Here is a 20,318-nt window from a genome sequence, read left to right as displayed (position 1 = left end):
CTCTCTTGCAATTTTGAGAAAATAACGAGATTGATAAATAATAATGAGAAAGGAGTGCTGTCAAATGGCTCGTCGTGGTCGTCCAAAGCGTCGTAAGGTTTGTTTCTTCACTGTAAATAAGATCCAAAAGATCGATTACAAAGATACAGATCTTCTAAAACGTTTCATTTCTGAGCGTGGTAAAATTTTACCTCGTCGTGTAACTGGAACATCTGCAAAGTACCAACGTCAACTTACAATTGCAATTAAGCGTGCTCGTCAAATCGCATTATTGCCTTACGTAAACGATGTTAACTAATACAAACAAGAAGCATGACAGATCCTTTCTGTCATGCTTTTTATTTTTAAAGGGTGAAATGACACTTTCAGACTGATATTGTTTTATTTTGGCGACAATTGTAAAACGATAGCATAGAGAGCTTTGGACACGAAGCTTTAATTTTATGTGTAAGTACGCTAAAATAGAGCAAGGATTATTAGGACAGTAAAAGTTGTCAGTTTGAAGATGAGGTGTGTGTATGAAAAACACAAGGACATTAACAGAAGGTGCAGTACTTGCTTCTGTTTTTGGAATACTTTTAGCCATTACGACATATGTCCCTTTTGTTGGGACACTAACAGTTTGGGCGCTGCCTTTACCCTTTGTCGTGTATACGTATCGTCGTGGTCTTAAATCAGGGCTATTATTTTGGGTAGTTTCTTTTTTTATTGCCTTCATTATTGGTGGGTTAATTACAATTCCGACTGCTCTTATTTTTGGTAGTGCTGGTATTGTTGTTGGAGAGTTATACCGTCGTAAATTATCGGGATTTTCTGTACTGATAGGAGCTAGTTTAGTTTACACCTTGAATATGCTTCTTACTTTTTTGGCTCTTGTCTTTATTTTTGGTCAGAATCCCATGCAGATGGCAGTCGATTTAACGAAAGAGCAACTTGAATTTGCTGAGTCAACTTTAGGATCTATTGGGCAAGATGCCGATCAATTTGGGGCAATGGCTGATATGGTTCAAAATCTTGTTTATTTAGCTCCAGTTATGATTGTTGGTGTAGGGGTTTTACTTGCAGTAATAACGAAGCTAATTAGTTATTATGTATTAAAAAGGTTAGGCCATGAGGTCAATCCCTTGCCACCATTTCGTGATTGGCAATTTCCAAAATCATTTTTATGGTACTATCTTATTATTTTAATTTTGGCAATGGTTGGGGCAGAAGAAGGTACGACTATGTTTACTATCATATGGAACTTGTTCCCACTACTTGAGATTATTATTGCCATTCATGGATTTGCGTTTATTTTTTATTACTTCTACTACAAAAAAATTAGTGTAGTTGTACCAGTGTTGATTTTAATAGGAGCTCTTGTTTTTCCACTGCTTCTTTATTTAGTTCGAATGGTTGGTATTATAGATTTAGGCTTTGATTTGCGTAAACGTATTTCAGGCGAGAAAAAATAGGAGCTGACATTATGCCTAAGTTTTTACTGAAACGGTGGCATGGCTACCATATCATTACTCTTTTTGTTGTCGCATTTCTCTTTGTAAGCATCTTAACTTGGTATCAATGGCATATTGGAGTAATAGGCTTTATTTCTTTGGGTATGGTTGTCATCTATGCTGTTCAAGCACGTATTCATTTTGAACGTGATTTGAAAGAGTATATCTTAACTTTGACATATCGAGTGTCAAAGGCAGGAGAAGATGCCGTAACAAAAATGCCGATTGGGATTCTTCTTTATAATGATGAGAGAACCATACAATGGGCCAACCCTTATCTATGTTCAGTTATTTCACCTGAATTAATTGGGAAAAAAGTTGATGAGATAAGTGAAGAGCTTTTGTCATTAATAGATAATACGGTAAGTGAAGAGACAATTGAGATTGGCGAACAGTTCTTTCATGTCTCGATTGAAGCAGATGAACGGCTTGTCTACTTTTTAGATGTGACGGAAAAAAGAGAGATAAAAGAATTATACGAAGAAAACCAAACGGCGGTAGCTTTCATCTATCTTGATAATTATGATGAAGTGACGCAAGGGATGGAAGAACAAGTTCGTAGCCAGCTCATGAGTCGAGTTACATTGACTTTGAATAATTGGGCGAATGAAAATTCAATCTTTTTGCGAAGAACATCATCAGATAAATTTATTGCTGTAATGAATGTCAAAGCATTGCAGGAAATTGAGAAAAACCGTTTTGATATCCTTGATCAAATACGCGATTTAACAGGTAAGGAAAAAGTGCCGATTACATTAAGTATAGGTGTAGGTACTGGTGATGATTCAGTAAGAGAATTAGGACATCTAGCTCAATCTAGTCTGGATCTAGCATTAGGCCGTGGTGGTGACCAAGTAGCGATTAAGAGAAAGCATGGAAAAGTTACATTTTACGGTGGTAAATCGAATGCGCTCGAAAAACGGACAAGAGTTCGAGCGAGGGTGATTTCTCATGCGTTACGTGATTTTGTACTTGAAAGTGAAAAAGTGTTTGTAATGGGCCATAAGAATCCTGATATGGATGCGATTGGAGCAGCTATAGGGGTTCAAAAGATTGCTGAAGTAAACGAAACAGATGGTTTTATTATACTAGATCGCGATGATATGAATTATGACGTTCGAAAGTTAATGGAAGAAGTAGATCAGCATGATAATTTATGGTCAAAATTTATTACTCCAGAAGAAGCTTTAGAAGAGATCACGTCAGAAACACTCTTGATTGTTGTTGATACCCATAAGCCGGCGCTTGTGGCAGAATCAGCTCTTTTAGACAAAGTAGAGAGGATTATTGTCCTTGACCATCATCGTAGGGGAGAAGAGTTTATTAAAGATCCTGTTCTTGTATATATGGAACCTTATGCGTCATCAACAGCTGAATTGGTAACAGAGCTACTTGAATATCAACCGAAGAAGTTGAAGATCGATCGTCTAGAAGCAACAGCAATGCTAGCAGGGATTATGGTTGATACGAAAAATTTCGCAGTAAGAACAGGAGCTAGAACATTTGATGCCGCATCATTTCTGCGTTCAAATGGGGCAGACACAACCCTTGTTCAAAAGCTTTTAAAAGAGGACTTGGACCATTATGTAAAGCGTGCTAAATTAATAGAAAGTGCGCAATATTACCGTGAGGGTCTTGTGGTTGCAACAGCTGGAGAGGACGAAATTTATAACCAAGTGATGATTGCTCAAGCTGCAGATACACTACTTATGATGAAGGATGTGCTGGCATCATTTGTTATTTCAAAAAGACAAGATGGCAAGGTTAGCATTAGTGCTCGTTCGCTAGGTGATGTGAGCGTACAACTTATCATGGAACGGTTAAATGGTGGTGGCCATTTGTCGAATGCTGCAACTCAGCTTGAAGATGTAAGCATAGAAGAGGCAACAGAACTACTGCAACATGCAATTGATGATTACTTAGAAGGGGGAACGAAATCATGAAGGTTATTTTCTTAGCAGATGTAAAAGGTAAAGGGAAAAAAGGGGAAACAAAGAACGTTTCTGAAGGATATGCGAGAAACTATTTGCTCCCAAATCAGCTTGCCGTTGAAGCAACACAAGGCAATATAAAGAACTTAGAGGCTCAGAAAAAGAGCCAACAGAAAAAGGCCGATGAAGAGCTGCAACAAGCAATGGCTTATAAAGAAGAGTTAGAAGCTTTAACGATTGAAATCAAAGCAAAATCTGGGGAAGGTGGTCGTCTTTTTGGTGCCATTTCCACAAAGCAAATTGCTGAAACGTTAAAGAAAATGAAGAAAAAAGTAGACAAACGTAAGATTTTACTGAACGAGCCAATTCGTGCATTGGGATACACGAATGTACCAATTAAAATACACCCAGAAGTTACAGCAACAGTGAAAGTTCATGTAGTGGAAGAGTAATTTCCGAGAGAATGTCGATAGCATTCTAGTTTAGAACAGATTTAGTAGATGGTTGATTATGGATCAGCCATCTTGTTTTTCTTTTTAAGGTATGTTTGGAAAATTACTTATGAATTGGAAGGCGTCATAGAGAGTTTGACTCGAGGAGAGGAGAGAGAGCATGAGTGACTTGTTTGCAGACCGTACACCACCACAGAATATTGAAGCTGAGCAAGCAGTCTTAGGTGCGATTTTCTTAGCTGCTGAAGCACTTGTTACAGCTTCAGAGAGATTATTACCAGATGACTTTTACCGTGCATCTCATCAACGCGTCTATGAAGTGATGCTTGATCTAAACGAAAAAGGTGAACCGGTTGATTTGGTTACGGTAACATCAGAATTGCAAAATCGGAAGTGGCTTGAAGAAATTGGTGGAGTTCCATATTTAAGTGACCTTGCTAATGCTGTACCAACAGCAGCCAATGTTGACTATTATAGTCGAATTGTGGAAGAGAAGTCCGTTCTACGTAGGTTGATTAAAGTCGCAACAAATATTGCAGCGGATGGTTATGCAAGTGAAGAAGAAGTCGATACGATTTTAACAGAAGCAGAAAAAACGATCCTAGACGTTTCCCAGCGTAAAAATACAAGTGCATTTATTTCGATTAAAGATGTCTTAATCGAGACTTATGACAAAATTGAAGAGCTTCAGAATCATTCAGGCGAAATAACAGGTATCCCGACTGGCTTCGTAGAGTTAGATCGTATGACAGCTGGTTTCCAACGCAATGACCTAATTATCGTTGCAGCTCGTCCATCGGTTGGTAAGACAGCATTTGCTCTTAATATTTCACAAAATGTCGCGACAAGAGCCGGGGAAAACGTTGCGATTTTTAGTCTGGAGATGGGCGCGAGTCAGCTTGTTCAACGTATGCTTTGTGCTGAGGGCAATATTGACGCTCAACGAATGAGAACTGGAGCGCTAACATCTGAAGATTGGCAAAAACTAACGATGGCGATGGGGAGCCTTGCAAAGGCTGGAATTTATATCGATGATACACCTGGTGTTAAAGTAAACGACATTCGTGCCAAGTGTCGAAGACTAAAACAAGAACATGGTCTCGGAATGATCATGATTGACTACTTGCAGCTTATCCAAGGAAACGGAAAAAGTGGCGAAAACCGTCAACAAGAAGTATCGGAAATTTCCCGTACGTTAAAGCAAATTGCCCGTGAATTAGAAGTCCCAGTTATTGCGTTATCGCAGCTGTCACGTGGAGTTGAGTCACGTCAGGATAAACGTCCGATGATGTCAGATATCCGTGAATCAGGAAGTATCGAGCAAGATGCCGATATTGTTGCTTTCTTGTACCGTGATGATTACTATGACAAGGAAACTGAAAACCAAAATATTATTGAAATTATTATTGCAAAGCAACGTAACGGTCCTGTTGGCACTGTTGAACTAGCCTTTGTAAAAGAATACAATAAGTTTGTAAACTTAGAACGCAGGCATGACGAAAGCAATATGCCACCAGGTGCCTAACAGTGTAGAGAGTACAGAAAAAGATCTGTACTCTTTTTTTGGTGTGGAAGTATAGGTTAGCTGGAAAAAGAGGGAAAACAGCCGGAATAGCAGTGGACTTGACCGGAAAATGAAGAGAAGAGGTCGGAAAAGGAGAAGAACCGGCCGAAAAAAAGAATAGCAGGGAAAATAATTATTTTGCGCCCTATTAAAGCGAACGAATAAACAATAAAACATTCTAATGTTCGTGTTTTTCATTGACGCATGTTTTTAGAGTTGGTATACTTATCAGTGGCTTAGGAAATAGTTAGAATAATTAATCTAGATTCAGTAATAAAGGTGGAGGTGCATCATATGTCATCAGTTGTAGTTGTAGGTACTCAATGGGGCGATGAAGGAAAAGGGAAAATTACAGATTATCTCTCAGAAAAGGCAGAAGTAGTTGCTCGTTACCAAGGTGGAAATAATGCAGGACATACAATTGTTTTCGGTGGAACAAAATACAAACTTCATTTAATACCATCTGGGATTTTTTACAAAGAAAAAAGCTGTGTAATTGGTAACGGAATGGTTATTGACCCGAAAGCACTTATTGAAGAGTTGGCTTATTTACACGAACGCAATGTTGATACGAGCAACTTGCGTATTAGCAACCGAGCTCATGTGATTCTTCCTTATCACTTGAAGTTAGATATCGTAGAAGAAGAGCGTAAAGGCGCTAACAAAATCGGAACGACGAAAAAAGGGATCGGCCCAGCATATATGGATAAAGCAGCTCGTATTGGTATTCGAATTGCTGACTTACTTGATAAAGAAGTATTTGAGGAAAAATTAGAGCGTAACTTAGAAGAGAAAAATCGCCTTTTTGAAAAATACTATGAAGTTGAAGGATTTACAAAAGAAGAAATTCTTGATGAGTACTATGAGTATGGACAACAAATCGCACAATATGTTTGTGACACATCTGTTGTCTTAAATGATGCACTGGACGACGGACGTCGCGTTTTATTTGAAGGTGCTCAAGGCGTAATGCTTGATATTGATCAAGGGACATATCCATTTGTTACATCTTCAAATCCAATTGCAGGAGGAGTAACAATTGGTTCTGGTGTTGGACCAGCAAAAATCAACCATGTTGTTGGGGTATCGAAGGCATATACAACTCGAGTTGGCGACGGGCCATTTCCAACTGAACTGCATGATGAAATTGGTGACAATATTCGAGAAGTAGGGAACGAATATGGAACAACAACTGGTCGCCCACGCCGTGTAGGTTGGTTTGATAGTGTTGTTGTTAGACATGCACGTCGGGTAAGTGGACTTACGGATTTATCTTTAAACTCAATTGATGTGTTAACGGGTATCAAAACACTAAAGATCTGTACAGCTTATAAATACCGTGGTGAGATCATGGAAGAATTCCCTGCTAGCTTAAAAGTTCTTGCAGAATGTGAACCAGTGTATGAAGAGCTTCCTGGTTGGGAAGAAGATATAACGGGAGTCAAATCTTTAGATGAACTACCAATAAATGCACGCCACTATATAGAACGCGTATCACAACTAACAGGCATCCCACTAACAATCTTCTCAGTAGGACCAGACCGCAACCAAACAAACCTAGTACGCGGAGTCTTTGCATAGCTTTAATAAAAAGGCCGCTCTTGCCTTTTTATTAAAGCGTCGCAATGAGCGAAGCCGTTGTAATGTCTTAAAGCCTTTTGAGCGACCTTCTCAAAAGGCGCACAACGAGCGAAGCCATTGCAACCATGTTCGCACAAATAAAGGGTAAAAGGCCGGTTTTGCTTTTTTATGAAACGAAGCAATGAGCGAAATCGCTGCCATGTCTTAAAGCCTTTTGAGCGACCTTCTCAAAAGGCGCACAACGAGCGAAGCCATTGCAACCATGTTCGCACAAATAAAGGGTAAAAGGCCGCTCTTGCCTTTTTATTAAAGCTTGCATCTTTCCTTATTTTTCGCTATTCTATAATAAGTTCCGACAAAAAAATTAGTTTCAAAAAAAATTATAAAAAACCTTGCATTAGAGAAAATGACATGGTATTATAAATCTTGTCGCTAAGAGGTAAGACAAGCGCGACGACGGAGAGTATCATTACTGGTAACAGGATGAACAACATCCAAGAAAACAACAAGCAAGAGCCATTAGCTCAGTTGGTAGAGCATCTGACTTTTAATCAGAGGGTCGAAGGTTCGAGTCCTTCATGGCTCACCACTTTTTATTAAGTGGCCCGTTGGTCAAGCGGTTAAGACACCGCCCTTTCACGGCGGTAACACGGGTTCGAATCCCGTACGGGTCACCATTTATTTATTAGGTCCGGTAGTTCAGTTGGTTAGAATGCCTGCCTGTCACGCAGGAGGTCGCGGGTTCGAGTCCCGTCCGGACCGCCACTTAATTTAATATAGTATGTATGGCTCAGTAGCTCAGTCGGTAGAGCAATGGACTGAAAATCCATGTGTCGGCGGTTCGATTCCGTCCTGAGCCACCATTTTCTATTTGCCGGCCTAGCTCAATTGGTAGAGCAACTGACTTGTAATCAGTAGGTTGGGGGTTCAAGTCCTCTGGCCGGCACTCAAATCCGTGTGGAAATTCCGTGCGGATTTTTTATTTTGTCAAGATTTCCTAAAATATCCAAGAATATGACAAGTGTATTACAATCCCTTGTCTTTTTGTTACATGACTTTTATTAAAAGATAAGTATGCTAAAATGAGAAAGTTGACTATGTTGTCACGTATAGGTTTATATAGATAAATAGTTGTTTTGGTTTTAGGAGGAGAACATGTTAGTTGCAAAGATACATACGAAACGACCTATAAAAGGATTTCCCTTTAATGTTTTTTTTCAAACATTTATAGCCTTTTTGCTAGTTGCAATGGTAGCATTCGCTAGCCCTACGAAAGCTGAAGATCAATCGTTCATCCATACACTCTATCACGTTTATGTTGATGAAACGTACGTTGGAGTTTTGCAAGATGATCAACTTGTCTATGACTATTTTGACTTGATGGAAGAAAAGTACGAGAAAGATTACCCTGACCTTTCATTAAAATTAGGCGAAAATGTTCAAGTGATTCCTGAGTTTGTATTCCATGAAGGAACAGAAGAGGAAGAAAAGGAAGTTTTAACTGTTTTAGAAGAAGAACTTACCATTAAAGCCAAAGTTATTGCGCTAACAATTGATGAAAAACCAGTTGTTTATTTAGCGAATGAAGAAGATGCAAAAGAAACATTGCAGAAGTTAATTACACAGTATATAGATGAAGACCAGTACAGTGATTATATAGAAGAGAAAGTTGAAGAGAGCGAGATAAAAGTTGGAGAAGAACTACTAACGGAAGTTACTCTAACTGAGGAAATTGAGGAAGAAGAGGTTATTACTAACCCAGAAGATGTTCTATCTGTTGAAGAAGCGATCCAAAAGTTAAACAAAGGTGTATTAGAAGAGAAGCCGTACACGGTTAAAGAAGGGGATGTATTAGGGTCAATTGCTAGTGACCATAATCTATCAGTCTCTGAATTAATTGATATAAATAAGGATTTAAATGAGGACAGCTTGCTGCAAATTGGGCAAGAGATTAAAGTAACAGCATATGAGCCATTAGTAGAAGTTGTTGCAACTCATATTGAAAAAGTAGAAGAAGAGATTCCTTATCAAACTGAAGTCATTGAGGATGACTCAATGTTTAAAGGGGAAGAAGAAGTTACTCAAGAAGGACGCGAAGGGAAACAAGTAGTTGAATATGAAATTACTGAACAAAATGGTAGTATCGTTAAACGCGAAGTTCTCTCCGAGGAAGTAACAGAAGAACCTGTGAAAAGGGTTATTAAAAAAGGTACGAAGGTAATGCCATCACGTGGGTCAGGGACGCTTGCTTGGCCAGCTGTTGGAGGATATATTTCTAGTTACCAAGGTATGCGTTGGGGACGATTCCATCGTGGAATTGACATTGCTAGACCGAGTAATTATGACATTCTAGCTGCTGATAATGGGACTGTCTCTTTTGCCGGGACTCAAGGTGGTTATGGCAACTTAGTTAGAATTAATCATAATAATGGAATGGAAACACTGTACGCTCATTTAGACTCTATTGATGTTCAAGTTGGTCAAACGGTATCAAGAGGACAAAAAATAGGTGTAATGGGGCAAACAGGTAATTCGACAGGGATACACTTACATTTTGAGGTTTATGAAAATGGTCAATTAAAAGACCCAATGAATTATTTAGATAGATAATCGAAATCGCTCCTACTCTGTGGGGGCGATTTCTATTGGAATGAGGAAAAAGTTGCAAATTACTAGTTTGCAGTCGAACGAGCAACGAGACGTTACAGCATGTGTTAGAATGTAAGAAAAGACTATTAGCGACGGGAGCGATCTGCAAAATGGAAAAGCGCATTTTAGTTGTAGATGATGAAAGACCAATAGCAGATATATTAAAGTTCAACCTTGAAAAAGAGGGTTATGAAGTAATTTGTGCGAATGACGGTTTAGAGGCGATTGAACTAGCAATAAAGGAAAAGCCTGATCTTATTTTGCTCGATATTATGCTTCCTCATAAAGATGGGATGGAAGTGTGCAGGGAAGTTAGAAAAGAGTCTGAAGTACCAATCATTATGCTAACAGCGAAAGATTCAGAGATCGACAAGGTTCTTGGACTGGAACTAGGGGCAGATGATTATGTCACTAAGCCGTTTAGTACACGTGAACTATTAGCAAGGGTGAAAGCCAATTTACGTAGGCAACAAACGAATACGGAAGAAGCGAATCCTCAAAAAGAGATTATTGTTGGTGATTTAATAATCTATCCAGATGCGTACCAAGTAAAAAGACGGGGAGAAGCGATTGACTTGACGCATCGTGAATTTGAGTTGATTCATTATCTTGCAAGACATTTGGAGCAAGTTATGACGCGAGAACATTTATTGCAAGCAGTTTGGGGTTATGATTACTTTGGCGATGTTCGTACGGTAGATGTTACGGTACGTAGATTACGTGAAAAAGTTGAGGACAACCCTAGCTACCCAGTGTGGATTATTACAAGACGAGGGGTAGGGTATTACCTTTCAACTCCTGAGCAAAAGGAACAATCATAGATGGATCGAAAAGTTGGCTTCTTTAAGTCGATCCAGTTTAAACTAATCATCATTTATGTGTTGATTATCTTTATTGCGATACAAATTATTGGTGTTTATTTTACAAGGCAGGTAGAAAGTCAATTGGTTTCAAATTACTTTGAAATGCTTGAGGAGCGAGCGAATTTGCTCGCTTATAATGTTGCCCAGGAAATGACTGAGAATAGAGATGATCGCAGTACATTAACGTCAAATATCAATGCATTGCTGCGAGACATTTTTGCAATTGAGCAATCCGAAGTACAAGTTATTGATCAAAACCGAGTTGTTGTTAGCACATCAAATTTCTCGAATAGACACCTTGTCGGACAACAAAGCACGGAAGTACGTGTCAAACGGGCGCTATTAGGGAATAAGGCAGAGGATGTGCTGCGTGATCCTGCTACAGGTCACCGAGTGCGCGTCCTTGCAGTACCGATTAAGTATGAAGATGAACAAGTTGGTGCTCTGTACATTGAGGCATCAATGGAAAGTGTCTATGACCAAATTAGGCAGATCAATCAAATACTAGTAAGTGGGACATTTATAGCACTTGTCATCTCTGTTATTTTAGTTATTCTTGTTGCTAAAACGATTACCAGACCGATTATGGATATGCGAAAACAGACGATGCGTATGAGCAGAGGCGATTTCACGAAACAAGTAAATGTGTATAGCTTCGATGAAATTGGGCAGTTAGCTACTTCTTTTAATGATTTGACCATGAGACTTCGAGATGCAACATTGACTCGTGACCGTGAACAAAAAAGGTTGAAGTCTGTCTTGACTCATATGACTGACGGGGTGATTGCGACCGATCAAACTGGGCGTATTATCTTAATGAATAAAAGAGCTGGTGAATTGTTAGATTTATCTAGTCATGCAGTGATGGGAAAATTGTTGCCTGACGTTCTTCGTTTGTCCGATAGCTTTGCTCTTTATGATTTATATGAGCACTCAGACTCAATCTTGCTTGATTTTAGCAATAAAGATGAGGAATATTTATTAGAAGCTCGTTTTTCGGTTATTCAGGAAGAGGATGGTCCTATTAATGGGTTAATTACCGTTTTACACGACGTAACTGAGCAAGAAAAGATTGAGCGTGATCGTCGAGAATTCGTTGCGAATGTTTCCCATGAACTGAGAACACCTCTGACAACGTTAAAAAGTTACTTAGAAGCACTCGAGGATGGTGCGATAAATGATAAGGAACTTGCCCCACGCTTCTTAAGTGTCACGCAAAATGAAACAGAACGGATGATTCGGCTCGTTAATGATTTATTGCAGCTATCAAAAATTGATAGTCATGATTATCAATTAACATTTAACTCAGTTGATTTCGGCATGTACTTGCATGAAATAATTGATCGGTTTGAGATGATTGCTGAGGATAAAGAGATAAAATTTGTTAGAAAGATATCACCAAAGCCAACATACGTTAGGATTGCTGCTGATAAAATGACTCAAGTATTAGACAATGTTATTTCAAATGCAATGAAATACTCGCCAGAAGGAGGCAATATTACAATTGCTATGCTCCATAAAGGCGAAAACTTGCAAATAAGTATTTCAGACCAAGGTATGGGAATTCCAAGAGAAAGTCAAACAAAAATCTTTAATCGTTTTTATCGGGTTGACAAGGCAAGAGCAAGAAGTGTCGGTGGGACAGGTCTTGGCCTTGCAATTGCTAAAGAGCTTATTCATGCCCATAAAGGAGAAATTTGGGCCGAAAGTGAGTATGGAAAGGGAACAACGATTTTTATTACACTTCCTTTAAAAACGCTAGAGGGGGGCAAGCGATGAACTATGAGCGTATAAAGTCTACGATTCTTATCGTTTTGATTGGCATAAGTATTATACTCACTTGGCAAGTTTATACGTTTCAACCTGATATAGCCCTTCTCGATGATACAGGTTCAAGGTATATTCCCGATCACTTGAATGAGGAACGAGAAGAACGGGCAATTGCCGATGTCATTTTACCAGAACAAATCATAATTCATCACCATAATGAACGTGCAATGATTCCGAGTGACTCTGAGAAGTTTGAGCAGCTCTTTAAGCAACTTTGTGATAAAAGTTTATATGAAATTGATCTGCTCCCAACCACTCCGTTTCCAAGGCAAGGAGAAGAAGGTGGTGTTGAAATGATCTTTTCTGCTCCGATCCCAACGGATGTGTTTTTGAGTCTTTTTGAGAAGAATGAAGAGGAAATTGTGATTCCACTTAATGAAGTGAGTCGATTATTTCTTTATGTTGATCAAAGTGAAAGGGTGCATATGCAGATTCTCTCAAGTGAGGATGAACGGGTTGTTGAGCTTGAAACGAGTTTATCTGTGGGCGAGTTTGAGGAATATGTACACGCAACCGATGAGTTTATAGCTGTAACAGCAGTAGCTGGTGTATCTTCCCCCTCTTCTCATTATAAAGAAGAGATTTATGTAACAACAGAACCTGTTCAAGTTGAAAGACTTTCTTTTGCAACAACACCATTATTAGCTGAGTATTATAAACAAGTTCTTTTTACAGATCCGAGTTCTGTAAAGTACTATCAGCAAACAGATGGGGAAGATTCATATACAGATGGCAATCGAATTATTACGATGCAAAATAGTGGCTTATTTATGGAATATATCAATCCCGTTTTCATAGAGACGCAAGATCGAAGTAGTAAACATATCGTGCAAAGTGGGTATGAGTTTATCAATGGCCATGGTGGATGGACAAATGATTATTATCTCTCAAGTTGGGGTTCATCAGACACTCGAGAGGAAGTGACGTTTCTCCTTCATATCAATGGGTACCCTGTTATCAATTTTGAAGGCCTAGGTCATATGGGGCTAGAAGTAAGTCGTTCAGGTACACAAATTGTTAATTACACAAGGCCATTATTTGAAATTGACAATTTACCGATAGATGCCAAAGAAACGATTGAGCTACCACCTGGTGTGGAAGTAATTGAACAATTAAAGAAGCAAGAGTTTTTTGAAGAGGACAGGCTGTCGAAGGTTGCTGTTGGTTATGAAATGATACAAAGGAATAGTTCATTTGTAACTGTAGAACCATATTGGTTTGTGCTCTACGGAAATAGGTGGCAAAAGGTAACTTTTGATGAGGATGGTGAATGATATGGATTGGAGTAGAACAAAGACGATATTCATTCTTACCTTCCTTTTTTTAAATATTTTCTTGACGTGGCAGCTAGTTGAAACCCATAATGTCAACCAAATCAGCATGATTACAGAGGCAACGATCCAAGAGGTACTTCGTGAAAATAATGTTACGATACAAGGTGAACTGCCAGAAGAAGATGGTCCTGGATTTCTTGTCATAGGTAAGAATACGGTTCTATCGAAAGACGAAGTCCCTTCTATTGATCAACAAAAAATAGATGTATTAGATGAACAAATTGTTATTTCTGAATTAAAAGAGCCGGTACCATTGTCTCGTGAGGATTTTTCTCTGCAGCTGAATTCATTTTTGGCCGGGTATGTATACAATGGTGAGGACTATCTATTTAGTAGTTTTGATTCTGAGAAAAATCGCATCTTTTTGAATCAAAGGTACGGTGATAAGGTGGCTCATTCGTTTGATGATGAGCCTTTAGTCATTCAATTAAATGAAGATATGCAAATTACTAGCTATCAACAAAGGTATCTTCAGTTTGAAGAGCAAGACGGGGAAGAGCGGGAAATGCTTTCAAGTTTAAAAGCGATAGAAGTGTTAATGAACGATCAACTAGTTCGTATGAATTCTACGATTACGGATATCGAGTTTGGATATTATAGTTTTTTTAGTCCTACTGGAGATGTACAAGTATTTGCACCAATGTGGCGTGTGACTGTAGATGAGGAAACGTATTTGGTCCATGCTATTGGAGGGTCTGTGCAGCAAGTTACGTAGTAGGGAGAGGGGAAGGAAGGTATTATGACATTACGCTTCAGTGTACTGGCTAGTGGCAGTACAGGCAATGCTGTCTATGTAGAGACAGAAGACCAGCGTTTGCTTATAGATGCAGGTTTGAGTGGTAAGAAAATGGATGAACTCTTTGCAAAGATCAACCGTGATCCAAAGGAGTTAGATGGAATTCTAGTAAGCCATGAGCACTCAGACCATATTAAAGGTGTAGGTATATTTGCTAGGAAGCACAACCTTCCTATCTATGCAAATGAAAAAACGTGGGCAGCGATGGAAGGCCAGCTAGGGAATTTAACAACCGACCAAAAGTTCACGTTTGCTACAGGGCAAGTAAAGACATTTGGGAATCTCGATGTGGAGTCTTTCGGTGTATCTCATGATGCAGCAGAACCGATGTTTTTTACCTTTAATCATGAAGGAAAGAAATTGGTATTAGCTACTGACATGGGGTATGTGAGTGAGAGAATTAAAGGGACGATTGAAAAAGCCGACATGTTCATTTTTGAATCGAACCATGACACGAATATGCTCCGTATGGGACGATATCCTTGGAGTGTCAAGCGCCGTATTTTAAGCGATGTTGGGCATGTGTCAAATGAGGATGCAGCGTTAGCATTGTCTGAAGTAATCTGCGACAAAACAAGCCGGATTTATTTGGCTCATTTAAGCCTTGATAATAATATGAAAGACTTAGCTAGGCTTTCTGTTGAACAAGTGTTAAAAGAGCAAGGAATGGCCGTAGGCGAGCAATTTGAGCTCTATGATACAGATCCCAATGAACCAACAGCCCTCGCTGTTGTGTAGTGAGGTGGGAGGGGGGTCAGACACCTCTTTAATAGAGTAAAGAGGTGTCTGACCCCGACGTAATATACATTAATTTTATTGGGAATTATAGAATAGTATCAAAAATATATGAAAAGCTGTCGGGTCACTAGTATTTGGCCAATTTCTCATTATAATAAAAAGCATATACAACTTTTATAGGTAAAAGGGTGGTGTTTTTAAATGGGATATTATGATGAACATGTACCTGAACAAACAAGAAGAAGTGTAGGGCCAAAACGAGGAGGAATAGGATTAGCTGCGTTTAGTGGTGCTGTCATTGGTGGGCTTGTCGTTCTATTCTCGGTTCCGGTCCTCTCCAATTTTGGTCTATTACCTTATAATAGTCCTAATTCTGATTCCGTTACGATCATTGATGAGCCTCAAAGTGGATTAGAGCAAATGGTCAGTATAGATGTAAATAGCGATATAACACAAGCAGTAGATAAAGTTTCAGATGCTGTTGTCGGGGTTATTAATATGCGTCAGTCAAACCCATTTACTTCATCAGAGAATAATGAAGGCACAGGTTCTGGTGTTATTTATAAAAAGTCGGGTGACAAGGCCTATGTTGTCACAAACCAGCATGTGATCGAACGTGCCAACGAGATTGAAGTTAGTTTATCTGATGGTACAAGAGTGCCTGCAACCCTTTTAGGAAAAGATGTTATTACGGACTTAGCTGTTCTTGAAATCGATGGGGAAAATGTAAATAATGTTGCTGAGTTTGGAAGTTCAAGTACGTTGCGAGTCGGGGAACCGGCTATCGCAATTGGCAACCCACTTGGGTTACGTTTTTCAAGTACGGTAACACAAGGTATTATCAGTGCAACTGAGCGCAGCATACCTGTTGACTTAACAGGTAATGGCCAAGTTGATTGGCATGCTGAAGTTCTCCAAACAGATGCTGCCATTAACCCAGGGAACAGTGGTGGAGCGCTCGTTAATATTGAAGGACAAGTAATTGGTATTAACTCAATGAAAATTGCTCAAAGCTCTGTTGAAGGGATCGGATTTGCAATTCCAACTGAAATTGCGATTCCTGTCATTGAGGACTTAGAGACAATTGGTGAAGTGCGACGCCCACAGTTAGGTGTCGGAATTAGATCGTTAAGTGAGATTCCAAGCGCTTATTGGCAACAATCTCTCAAGCTTCCTGAAGACATAAAAGGAGGAGTTGTGGTCACAAGTATTGCACCTGCTTCTCCAGCTGAAAGAGCTGGCCTAGAGGAGTATGACGTCATTGTCGGAATTGATGAGGAAGATGTTCTTGATAGCCATGATTTACGGAAATACCTTTACACTGAAAAGAAGATAGGTGATGAGGTAGAAATAACATTATTCCGGGACGGATCTCGTGAAACAATTACCGTGCAATTAGCAGAAGAGCAGATCTTCTAGTCAAAAAAGCGTAGTCTGTTTATTAACAGGCTACGCTTTTTTTTCGTCCACATTTATCCACAATGAAAAATCGGGTATGCTATAATGAAAAACGTGTAAAGAAAGGAAGTTGAATATGTATTATGCTTGCAATGAGCATGTAGAATTAGCGATTGATATGGAAGTAGATGAACAAGAAGTAGCACCAGTGATAGAAAAAGTAGAAACGAATCAGGACTCGTTATCCACAACGTGTAGTTTTTGTGAGAGCGCAGCCATCTACATGGTTGGTGACGTTTGAAAATCCGCATGTGCATATGTGGATAACTGCTGTGGATAACACTGTAGGAGGTTATACACATTGTGAATATCCAAGTTATAACGGTCGGAAAGTTGAAAGAAAAATATCTGAAGTTGGGGATAGACGAATATACAAAAAGGCTGGGAGCTTATGCGAAGGTAGAGTTAATCGAAGTCGCTGATGAAAAAGCACCCGAACAAGCAAGTGAAGCAGAAATGCAGCAAATAAAAGAAAAAGAGGGTGTAAGAATTTTAGCAAAACTACACCCTGACACCCATGTGATCGCACTAGCGATTGAAGGAAAGATGATGACATCAGAGCAGCTGGCTGATAATTTGGATAAGCTTGCTACGTACGGTAAGAGTAAAGTAGCTTTTGTCATTGGAGGATCGCTCGGACTCAGTAATGATGTTATGAAACGAGCCAATGAAAGTTTATCTTTTTCAAAGATGACGTTTCCTCATCAATTGATGAAATTGGTATTGCTAGAGCAGATTTACCGGGCATTTCGAATTAATCGTGGTGAACCGTACCATAAGTAAATGAGGTTTTTCTTGTAAACGAGAACAAGTAGTTGATATGTTGGACAGATAATGAGTACTATTTTAAAAAATGTCTTAAAGGTCGTGTTTTATGCCTATTTCTAGGGTTAGAACACGATTTTTTCCACTTCTTACCGGATTTTAAATAGCTTATAACTATCATAATAATAGTAAATCATGATCCCTTAGTTATATTTGATCCAGAAATGATGTGTGACTCGGTCGTACCAAGGCTTACTGTGGTGTCTAAGCAGGAGTACCTACATCCTTTCTGCAAGTCTTAGGGTATAGGAAGGTGAATATGAGCAACAGACAAACTAAAGCTGATGTAATTTTAATTGGTGCTGGAATCATGAGTGCAACTTTAGGTTCATTGTTGAAAGAATTAGCACCGGACTGGGAAATTAAAGTGTTTGAAAGGCTTGCAAGTGCTGGGGAGGAAAGCTCTAACGAATGGAATAATGCCGGAACAGGGCATGCGGCTCTGTGTGAGCTTAACTACACAAATGAAAAGGCTGATGGATCTGTTGATATTAGTAAAGCTATAAAAATTAATGAACAGTTTCAAGAATCCATGCAGTTTTGGTCTTTTCTTGTAAAAAATAACCGGATACGTAACCCGCAGAACTTTATCATGCCATTGCCTCATATGAGTTTTGTACAGGGCAATCAAAATGTATCTTTTTTAAAGAAGCGATTTGAAGCGATGTTTACCAATCCTCTGTTTCAAGGTATGGAATTTTCGGATGACCCGGAAAAACTTATGGAATGGATTCCACTTATTATGCAAGACCGTGAAATGAATGAACCTATAGCGGCAACCAGAATTGACTCTGGAACTGATGTCAACTTTGGCGCTTTAACGAGGATGTTATTTGATCACCTAGAGAGTAAAAATGTCAATATAAACTACAAACATCGTGTTAATGATATTCATCGTACTAGTGACGGATTATGGGAAGTGAAAGTACGGAATGTCGACAGCGGTACTGTCGAACGCCATACTGCAAAATTTGTCTTTATCGGATCAGGGGGAGGAAGCCTATATTTACTGCAGAAATCTGGAATTCCTGAGAGGAAATATATTGGTGGGTTCCCAGTGAGCGGAATATTTATGGTGTGTAATAATCCTGATGTTGTAGCAGCGCATCATGCAAAAGTATACGGTAGGGCGAAGGTTGGGGCCCCTCCAATGTCAGTTCCGCATCTTGATACACGATTTATTGACAATAAAAAATGTTTGCTATTTGGTCCATTTGCTGGCTTCTCACCAAAGTTTTTAAAAACCGGTTCAATGTTTGATTTGGTCACTTCTGTAAAATCAGATAATCTTGTAACGATGTTGTCGGCAGGTGCAAAAAACATACCATTGACAAAATACCTAATCAAGCAAGTTAGGTTATCAAAAGATCAACGCATGGAAGAGATACGTGAGTTTATCCCGAACGCCAAAAGCGAGGATTGGGATTTAGTCGTAGCAGGCCAACGTGTACAAGTTATTAAAGATACAGAAGAGGGAAGAGGAATGCTTCAATTTGGTACAGAAGTGATTAGTGCCTCTGATGGCTCGATAGCTGCATTGCTCGGAGCTTCGCCGGGTGCTTCTACCGCTGTTTCAGTCATGCTTGAGTTAATAAAAAAATGCTTCCCTCAACATATCAACGAGTGGGAACCGAAAATAAAAGAAATGATTCCTTCTTATGGGGTGTCACTAATGGAAAATCAAGAGCTTCTGCATGAAATTCATACTTCAATAGTGCAAACTCTTGATTTAGCTGGTAAAGATCATTTAAATTTAAAAGGAAATACCAATACATTTCAAAAAGCATAAGTTACCGTTTGGGTAATTTATGCTTTTTGAAATGGTAGTAAGGTAAATATGTATCTCGTAAAATAAATACCTCATTTAGATACATCGAATTATGAGCAGGATTGATTGTGGATGGTGATTTTCCAGTAAAGGAGAGAGCGAAGGGCATGTTCATCTAGGAATGCCTAGCCCTCCTATCTGCAAATCAGTTTAAAACTGTAAACAAGTTCACAGATCGCCTTACCATTCCTTAGGTTCATAGTTTAGTTCTCTAAATAATTGTGTGCGTTCTTTTTTTGATAAATCTCTCCATTGTCCAGGAGGAAGATTCCCTAAATGGATATTCATAATTCGAGTTCTTTGTAGTCTATAGACTTCGTAGCCTAACGCTTCGCACATGCGTCGAATTTGACGATTTAATCCCTGTCTTAAAATAATTTGAAAATCAAATTTCGATAAAGGTCTTACTTCACAAGGGAGTGTTTTTGTACCTAGTATTTTAACACCTGCAGACATTTTTTCGACAAATTCAGGAGTGATAGGCTTGTCTACTGAAACGATATATTCCTTTTCATGCTTATTTTCAGCGCGTAAAATTTCATTAACGATATCACCATCGTTTGTTAGGAGTATCAAGCCTTCTGAATCTTTATCTAATCGCCCGATATTAAAAATTCTTAATGGGTGATTCACTAAATCAATAATATTTCCCTTTACTTTTTTTTCTGTTGTACTTGTAATACCTACAGGCTTATTTAAGGCAATATAGACATTATTTCTAGCTACCCGAACCGGTGCCCCATTTACTACGACATCATCCCCAGGCTCGACTTGATCGCCTATTTTTGCACGTTTTCCATTGATTGTGACTCTTCCTTCAGTAATTAATTTGTCCGCCCCACGCCTTGATGCTTTTCCAGCTTCACTAATATATTTATTAATACGCATGTTAATCACGACCTTACGTTTGATAATTGTTTATCCGCGTATCAAATATACCTTATTTTAGAGAGTGAATCAAAAATCGCCATGTAAA

17 protein-coding genes and 5 tRNA genes are annotated in these 20,318 nt (G+C 39.0%); 21 read left to right on the top strand and 1 reads right to left on the bottom strand.

Features of this window, described 5'->3' with window-relative positions; all coding sequences use genetic code 11:
* The first annotated feature begins 64 nt into the window (after positions 1 to 64).
* From rpsR to AC1FXZ_RS16395, 21 genes are all read left to right on the top strand, one after another.
* Positions 65 to 298, top strand: coding sequence for a 30S ribosomal protein S18 (gene rpsR / locus AC1FXZ_RS16495; protein ID WP_480055622.1), 234 nt, complete (start codon positions 65 to 67; stop codon positions 296 to 298).
* Positions 299 to 518: 220 nt separating this feature from the next.
* Positions 519 to 1,454: a YybS family protein gene (locus tag AC1FXZ_RS16490; protein ID WP_480055620.1), complete on the top strand. Its 936-nt coding sequence runs from the start codon at positions 519 to 521 to the stop codon at positions 1,452 to 1,454.
* Positions 1,455 to 1,465: 11 nt separating this feature from the next.
* Entirely contained in the window at positions 1,466 to 3,436 is a 1,971-nt protein-coding gene (locus AC1FXZ_RS16485) for a DHH family phosphoesterase (protein WP_480055618.1), read from the top strand.
* Complete coding sequence (rplI, locus tag AC1FXZ_RS16480) at positions 3,433 to 3,876, top strand: 50S ribosomal protein L9 (protein ID WP_480055616.1); 444 nt, start codon at positions 3,433 to 3,435, stop codon at positions 3,874 to 3,876. Before AC1FXZ_RS16485 ends, rplI begins: the two co-directional genes overlap by 4 nt.
* A 160-nt stretch (positions 3,877 to 4,036) precedes the next feature.
* On the top strand, positions 4,037 to 5,401 hold the full coding sequence (dnaB, locus tag AC1FXZ_RS16475; RefSeq protein WP_480055614.1) for a replicative DNA helicase: 1,365 nt from the start codon (positions 4,037 to 4,039) through the stop codon (positions 5,399 to 5,401).
* A 333-nt stretch (positions 5,402 to 5,734) separates the two neighbouring features.
* Positions 5,735 to 7,021 carry an adenylosuccinate synthase gene (locus tag AC1FXZ_RS16470; RefSeq protein ID WP_480055612.1) on the top strand — a complete coding sequence of 429 codons (1,287 nt, stop codon included), beginning with the start codon at positions 5,735 to 5,737 and terminating at the stop codon, positions 7,019 to 7,021.
* Between the two features lie 513 nt (positions 7,022 to 7,534).
* Positions 7,535 to 7,610, top strand: a tRNA-Lys gene (locus tag AC1FXZ_RS16465).
* A 13-nt stretch (positions 7,611 to 7,623) separates the two neighbouring features.
* Positions 7,624 to 7,698 (top strand) — tRNA-Glu (locus AC1FXZ_RS16460).
* Between the two features lie 11 nt (positions 7,699 to 7,709).
* Positions 7,710 to 7,786 (top strand) — tRNA-Asp (locus AC1FXZ_RS16455).
* 22 nt (positions 7,787 to 7,808) lie between these two features.
* Positions 7,809 to 7,884 (top strand) — tRNA-Phe (locus tag AC1FXZ_RS16450).
* A gap of 10 nt (positions 7,885 to 7,894) precedes the next feature.
* Positions 7,895 to 7,967 (top strand) — tRNA-Thr (locus AC1FXZ_RS16445).
* 209 nt (positions 7,968 to 8,176) lie between these two features.
* Positions 8,177 to 9,631: a peptidoglycan DD-metalloendopeptidase family protein gene (locus tag AC1FXZ_RS16440; protein WP_480055610.1), complete on the top strand. Its 1,455-nt coding sequence runs from the start codon at positions 8,177 to 8,179 to the stop codon at positions 9,629 to 9,631.
* A 149-nt stretch (positions 9,632 to 9,780) separates the two neighbouring features.
* A complete protein-coding gene (gene yycF / locus AC1FXZ_RS16435) occupies positions 9,781 to 10,491 on the top strand; it encodes a response regulator YycF (RefSeq protein WP_480055608.1) in 711 nt (236 codons plus the stop codon).
* Complete coding sequence (gene walK / locus AC1FXZ_RS16430) at positions 10,492 to 12,312, top strand: cell wall metabolism sensor histidine kinase WalK (RefSeq protein ID WP_480055606.1); 1,821 nt, start codon at positions 10,492 to 10,494, stop codon at positions 12,310 to 12,312.
* Complete coding sequence (locus AC1FXZ_RS16425; protein WP_480055604.1) at positions 12,309 to 13,637, top strand: YycH family regulatory protein; 1,329 nt, start codon at positions 12,309 to 12,311, stop codon at positions 13,635 to 13,637. Before walK ends, AC1FXZ_RS16425 begins: the two co-directional genes overlap by 4 nt.
* 1 nt (position 13,638) lies before the next feature.
* Positions 13,639 to 14,412, top strand: a complete 774-nt coding sequence (locus AC1FXZ_RS16420; protein ID WP_480055602.1) for a two-component system regulatory protein YycI — start codon at positions 13,639 to 13,641, stop codon at positions 14,410 to 14,412.
* 24 nt (positions 14,413 to 14,436) lie between these two features.
* Positions 14,437 to 15,231 carry an MBL fold metallo-hydrolase gene (locus AC1FXZ_RS16415; RefSeq protein WP_480055600.1) on the top strand — a complete coding sequence of 265 codons (795 nt, stop codon included), beginning with the start codon at positions 14,437 to 14,439 and terminating at the stop codon, positions 15,229 to 15,231.
* Positions 15,232 to 15,432: 201 nt separating this feature from the next.
* The gene (locus AC1FXZ_RS16410) at positions 15,433 to 16,650 is read left to right on the top strand and encodes a S1C family serine protease (RefSeq protein WP_480055598.1); all 1,218 of its coding nucleotides are present in this window, start codon (positions 15,433 to 15,435) and stop codon (positions 16,648 to 16,650) included.
* A gap of 115 nt (positions 16,651 to 16,765) precedes the next feature.
* Positions 16,766 to 16,930: a CxxH/CxxC protein gene (locus AC1FXZ_RS16405; RefSeq protein ID WP_480055596.1), complete on the top strand. Its 165-nt coding sequence runs from the start codon at positions 16,766 to 16,768 to the stop codon at positions 16,928 to 16,930.
* 62 nt (positions 16,931 to 16,992) lie between these two features.
* The gene (gene rlmH / locus AC1FXZ_RS16400) at positions 16,993 to 17,472 is read left to right on the top strand and encodes a 23S rRNA (pseudouridine(1915)-N(3))-methyltransferase RlmH (protein WP_480055594.1); all 480 of its coding nucleotides are present in this window, start codon (positions 16,993 to 16,995) and stop codon (positions 17,470 to 17,472) included.
* A 295-nt stretch (positions 17,473 to 17,767) separates the two neighbouring features.
* Entirely contained in the window at positions 17,768 to 19,303 is a 1,536-nt protein-coding gene (locus AC1FXZ_RS16395) for a malate:quinone oxidoreductase (protein WP_480055592.1), read from the top strand.
* A gap of 219 nt (positions 19,304 to 19,522) precedes the next feature.
* On the opposite strand, the gene rluF is transcribed toward AC1FXZ_RS16395, so the two are convergent.
* Positions 19,523 to 20,230: a 23S rRNA pseudouridine(2604) synthase RluF gene (gene rluF, locus AC1FXZ_RS16390; protein WP_480055590.1), complete on the bottom strand. Its 708-nt coding sequence runs from the start codon at positions 20,228 to 20,230 to the stop codon at positions 19,523 to 19,525.
* Positions 20,231 to 20,318: the final 88 nt, after the last annotated feature.

This window comes from Halalkalibacter sp. HAAS-P014 (assembly GCF_056619965.1).
The sequence above is the reverse complement of the archived record's forward strand: the minus strand, read 5'-3'. Positions and strand labels throughout refer to the sequence as shown.

What these genes read in the sequence shown, in the direction of transcription:
- rpsR (WP_480055622.1), top strand. Translation starts at nt 65, where the DNA reads ATGGCTCGTCGTGGTCGTCCAAAGCGTCGTAAGGTTTGTTTCTTCACT.
- AC1FXZ_RS16490 (WP_480055620.1), top strand. Translation starts at nt 519, where the DNA reads ATGAAAAACACAAGGACATTAACAGAAGGTGCAGTACTTGCTTCTGTT.
- AC1FXZ_RS16485 (WP_480055618.1), top strand. Translation starts at nt 1,466, where the DNA reads ATGCCTAAGTTTTTACTGAAACGGTGGCATGGCTACCATATCATTACT.
- rplI (WP_480055616.1), top strand. Translation starts at nt 3,433, where the DNA reads ATGAAGGTTATTTTCTTAGCAGATGTAAAAGGTAAAGGGAAAAAAGGG.
- dnaB (WP_480055614.1), top strand. Translation starts at nt 4,037, where the DNA reads ATGAGTGACTTGTTTGCAGACCGTACACCACCACAGAATATTGAAGCT.
- AC1FXZ_RS16470 (WP_480055612.1), top strand. Translation starts at nt 5,735, where the DNA reads ATGTCATCAGTTGTAGTTGTAGGTACTCAATGGGGCGATGAAGGAAAA.
- AC1FXZ_RS16440 (WP_480055610.1), top strand. Translation starts at nt 8,177, where the DNA reads ATGTTAGTTGCAAAGATACATACGAAACGACCTATAAAAGGATTTCCC.
- yycF (WP_480055608.1), top strand. Translation starts at nt 9,781, where the DNA reads ATGGAAAAGCGCATTTTAGTTGTAGATGATGAAAGACCAATAGCAGAT.
- walK (WP_480055606.1), top strand. Translation starts at nt 10,492, where the DNA reads ATGGATCGAAAAGTTGGCTTCTTTAAGTCGATCCAGTTTAAACTAATC.
- AC1FXZ_RS16425 (WP_480055604.1), top strand. Translation starts at nt 12,309, where the DNA reads ATGAACTATGAGCGTATAAAGTCTACGATTCTTATCGTTTTGATTGGC.
- AC1FXZ_RS16420 (WP_480055602.1), top strand. Translation starts at nt 13,639, where the DNA reads ATGGATTGGAGTAGAACAAAGACGATATTCATTCTTACCTTCCTTTTT.
- AC1FXZ_RS16415 (WP_480055600.1), top strand. Translation starts at nt 14,437, where the DNA reads ATGACATTACGCTTCAGTGTACTGGCTAGTGGCAGTACAGGCAATGCT.
- AC1FXZ_RS16410 (WP_480055598.1), top strand. Translation starts at nt 15,433, where the DNA reads ATGGGATATTATGATGAACATGTACCTGAACAAACAAGAAGAAGTGTA.
- AC1FXZ_RS16405 (WP_480055596.1), top strand. Translation starts at nt 16,766, where the DNA reads ATGTATTATGCTTGCAATGAGCATGTAGAATTAGCGATTGATATGGAA.
- rluF (WP_480055590.1), bottom strand. Translation starts at nt 20,230, where the DNA reads ATGCGTATTAATAAATATATTAGTGAAGCTGGAAAAGCATCAAGGCGT.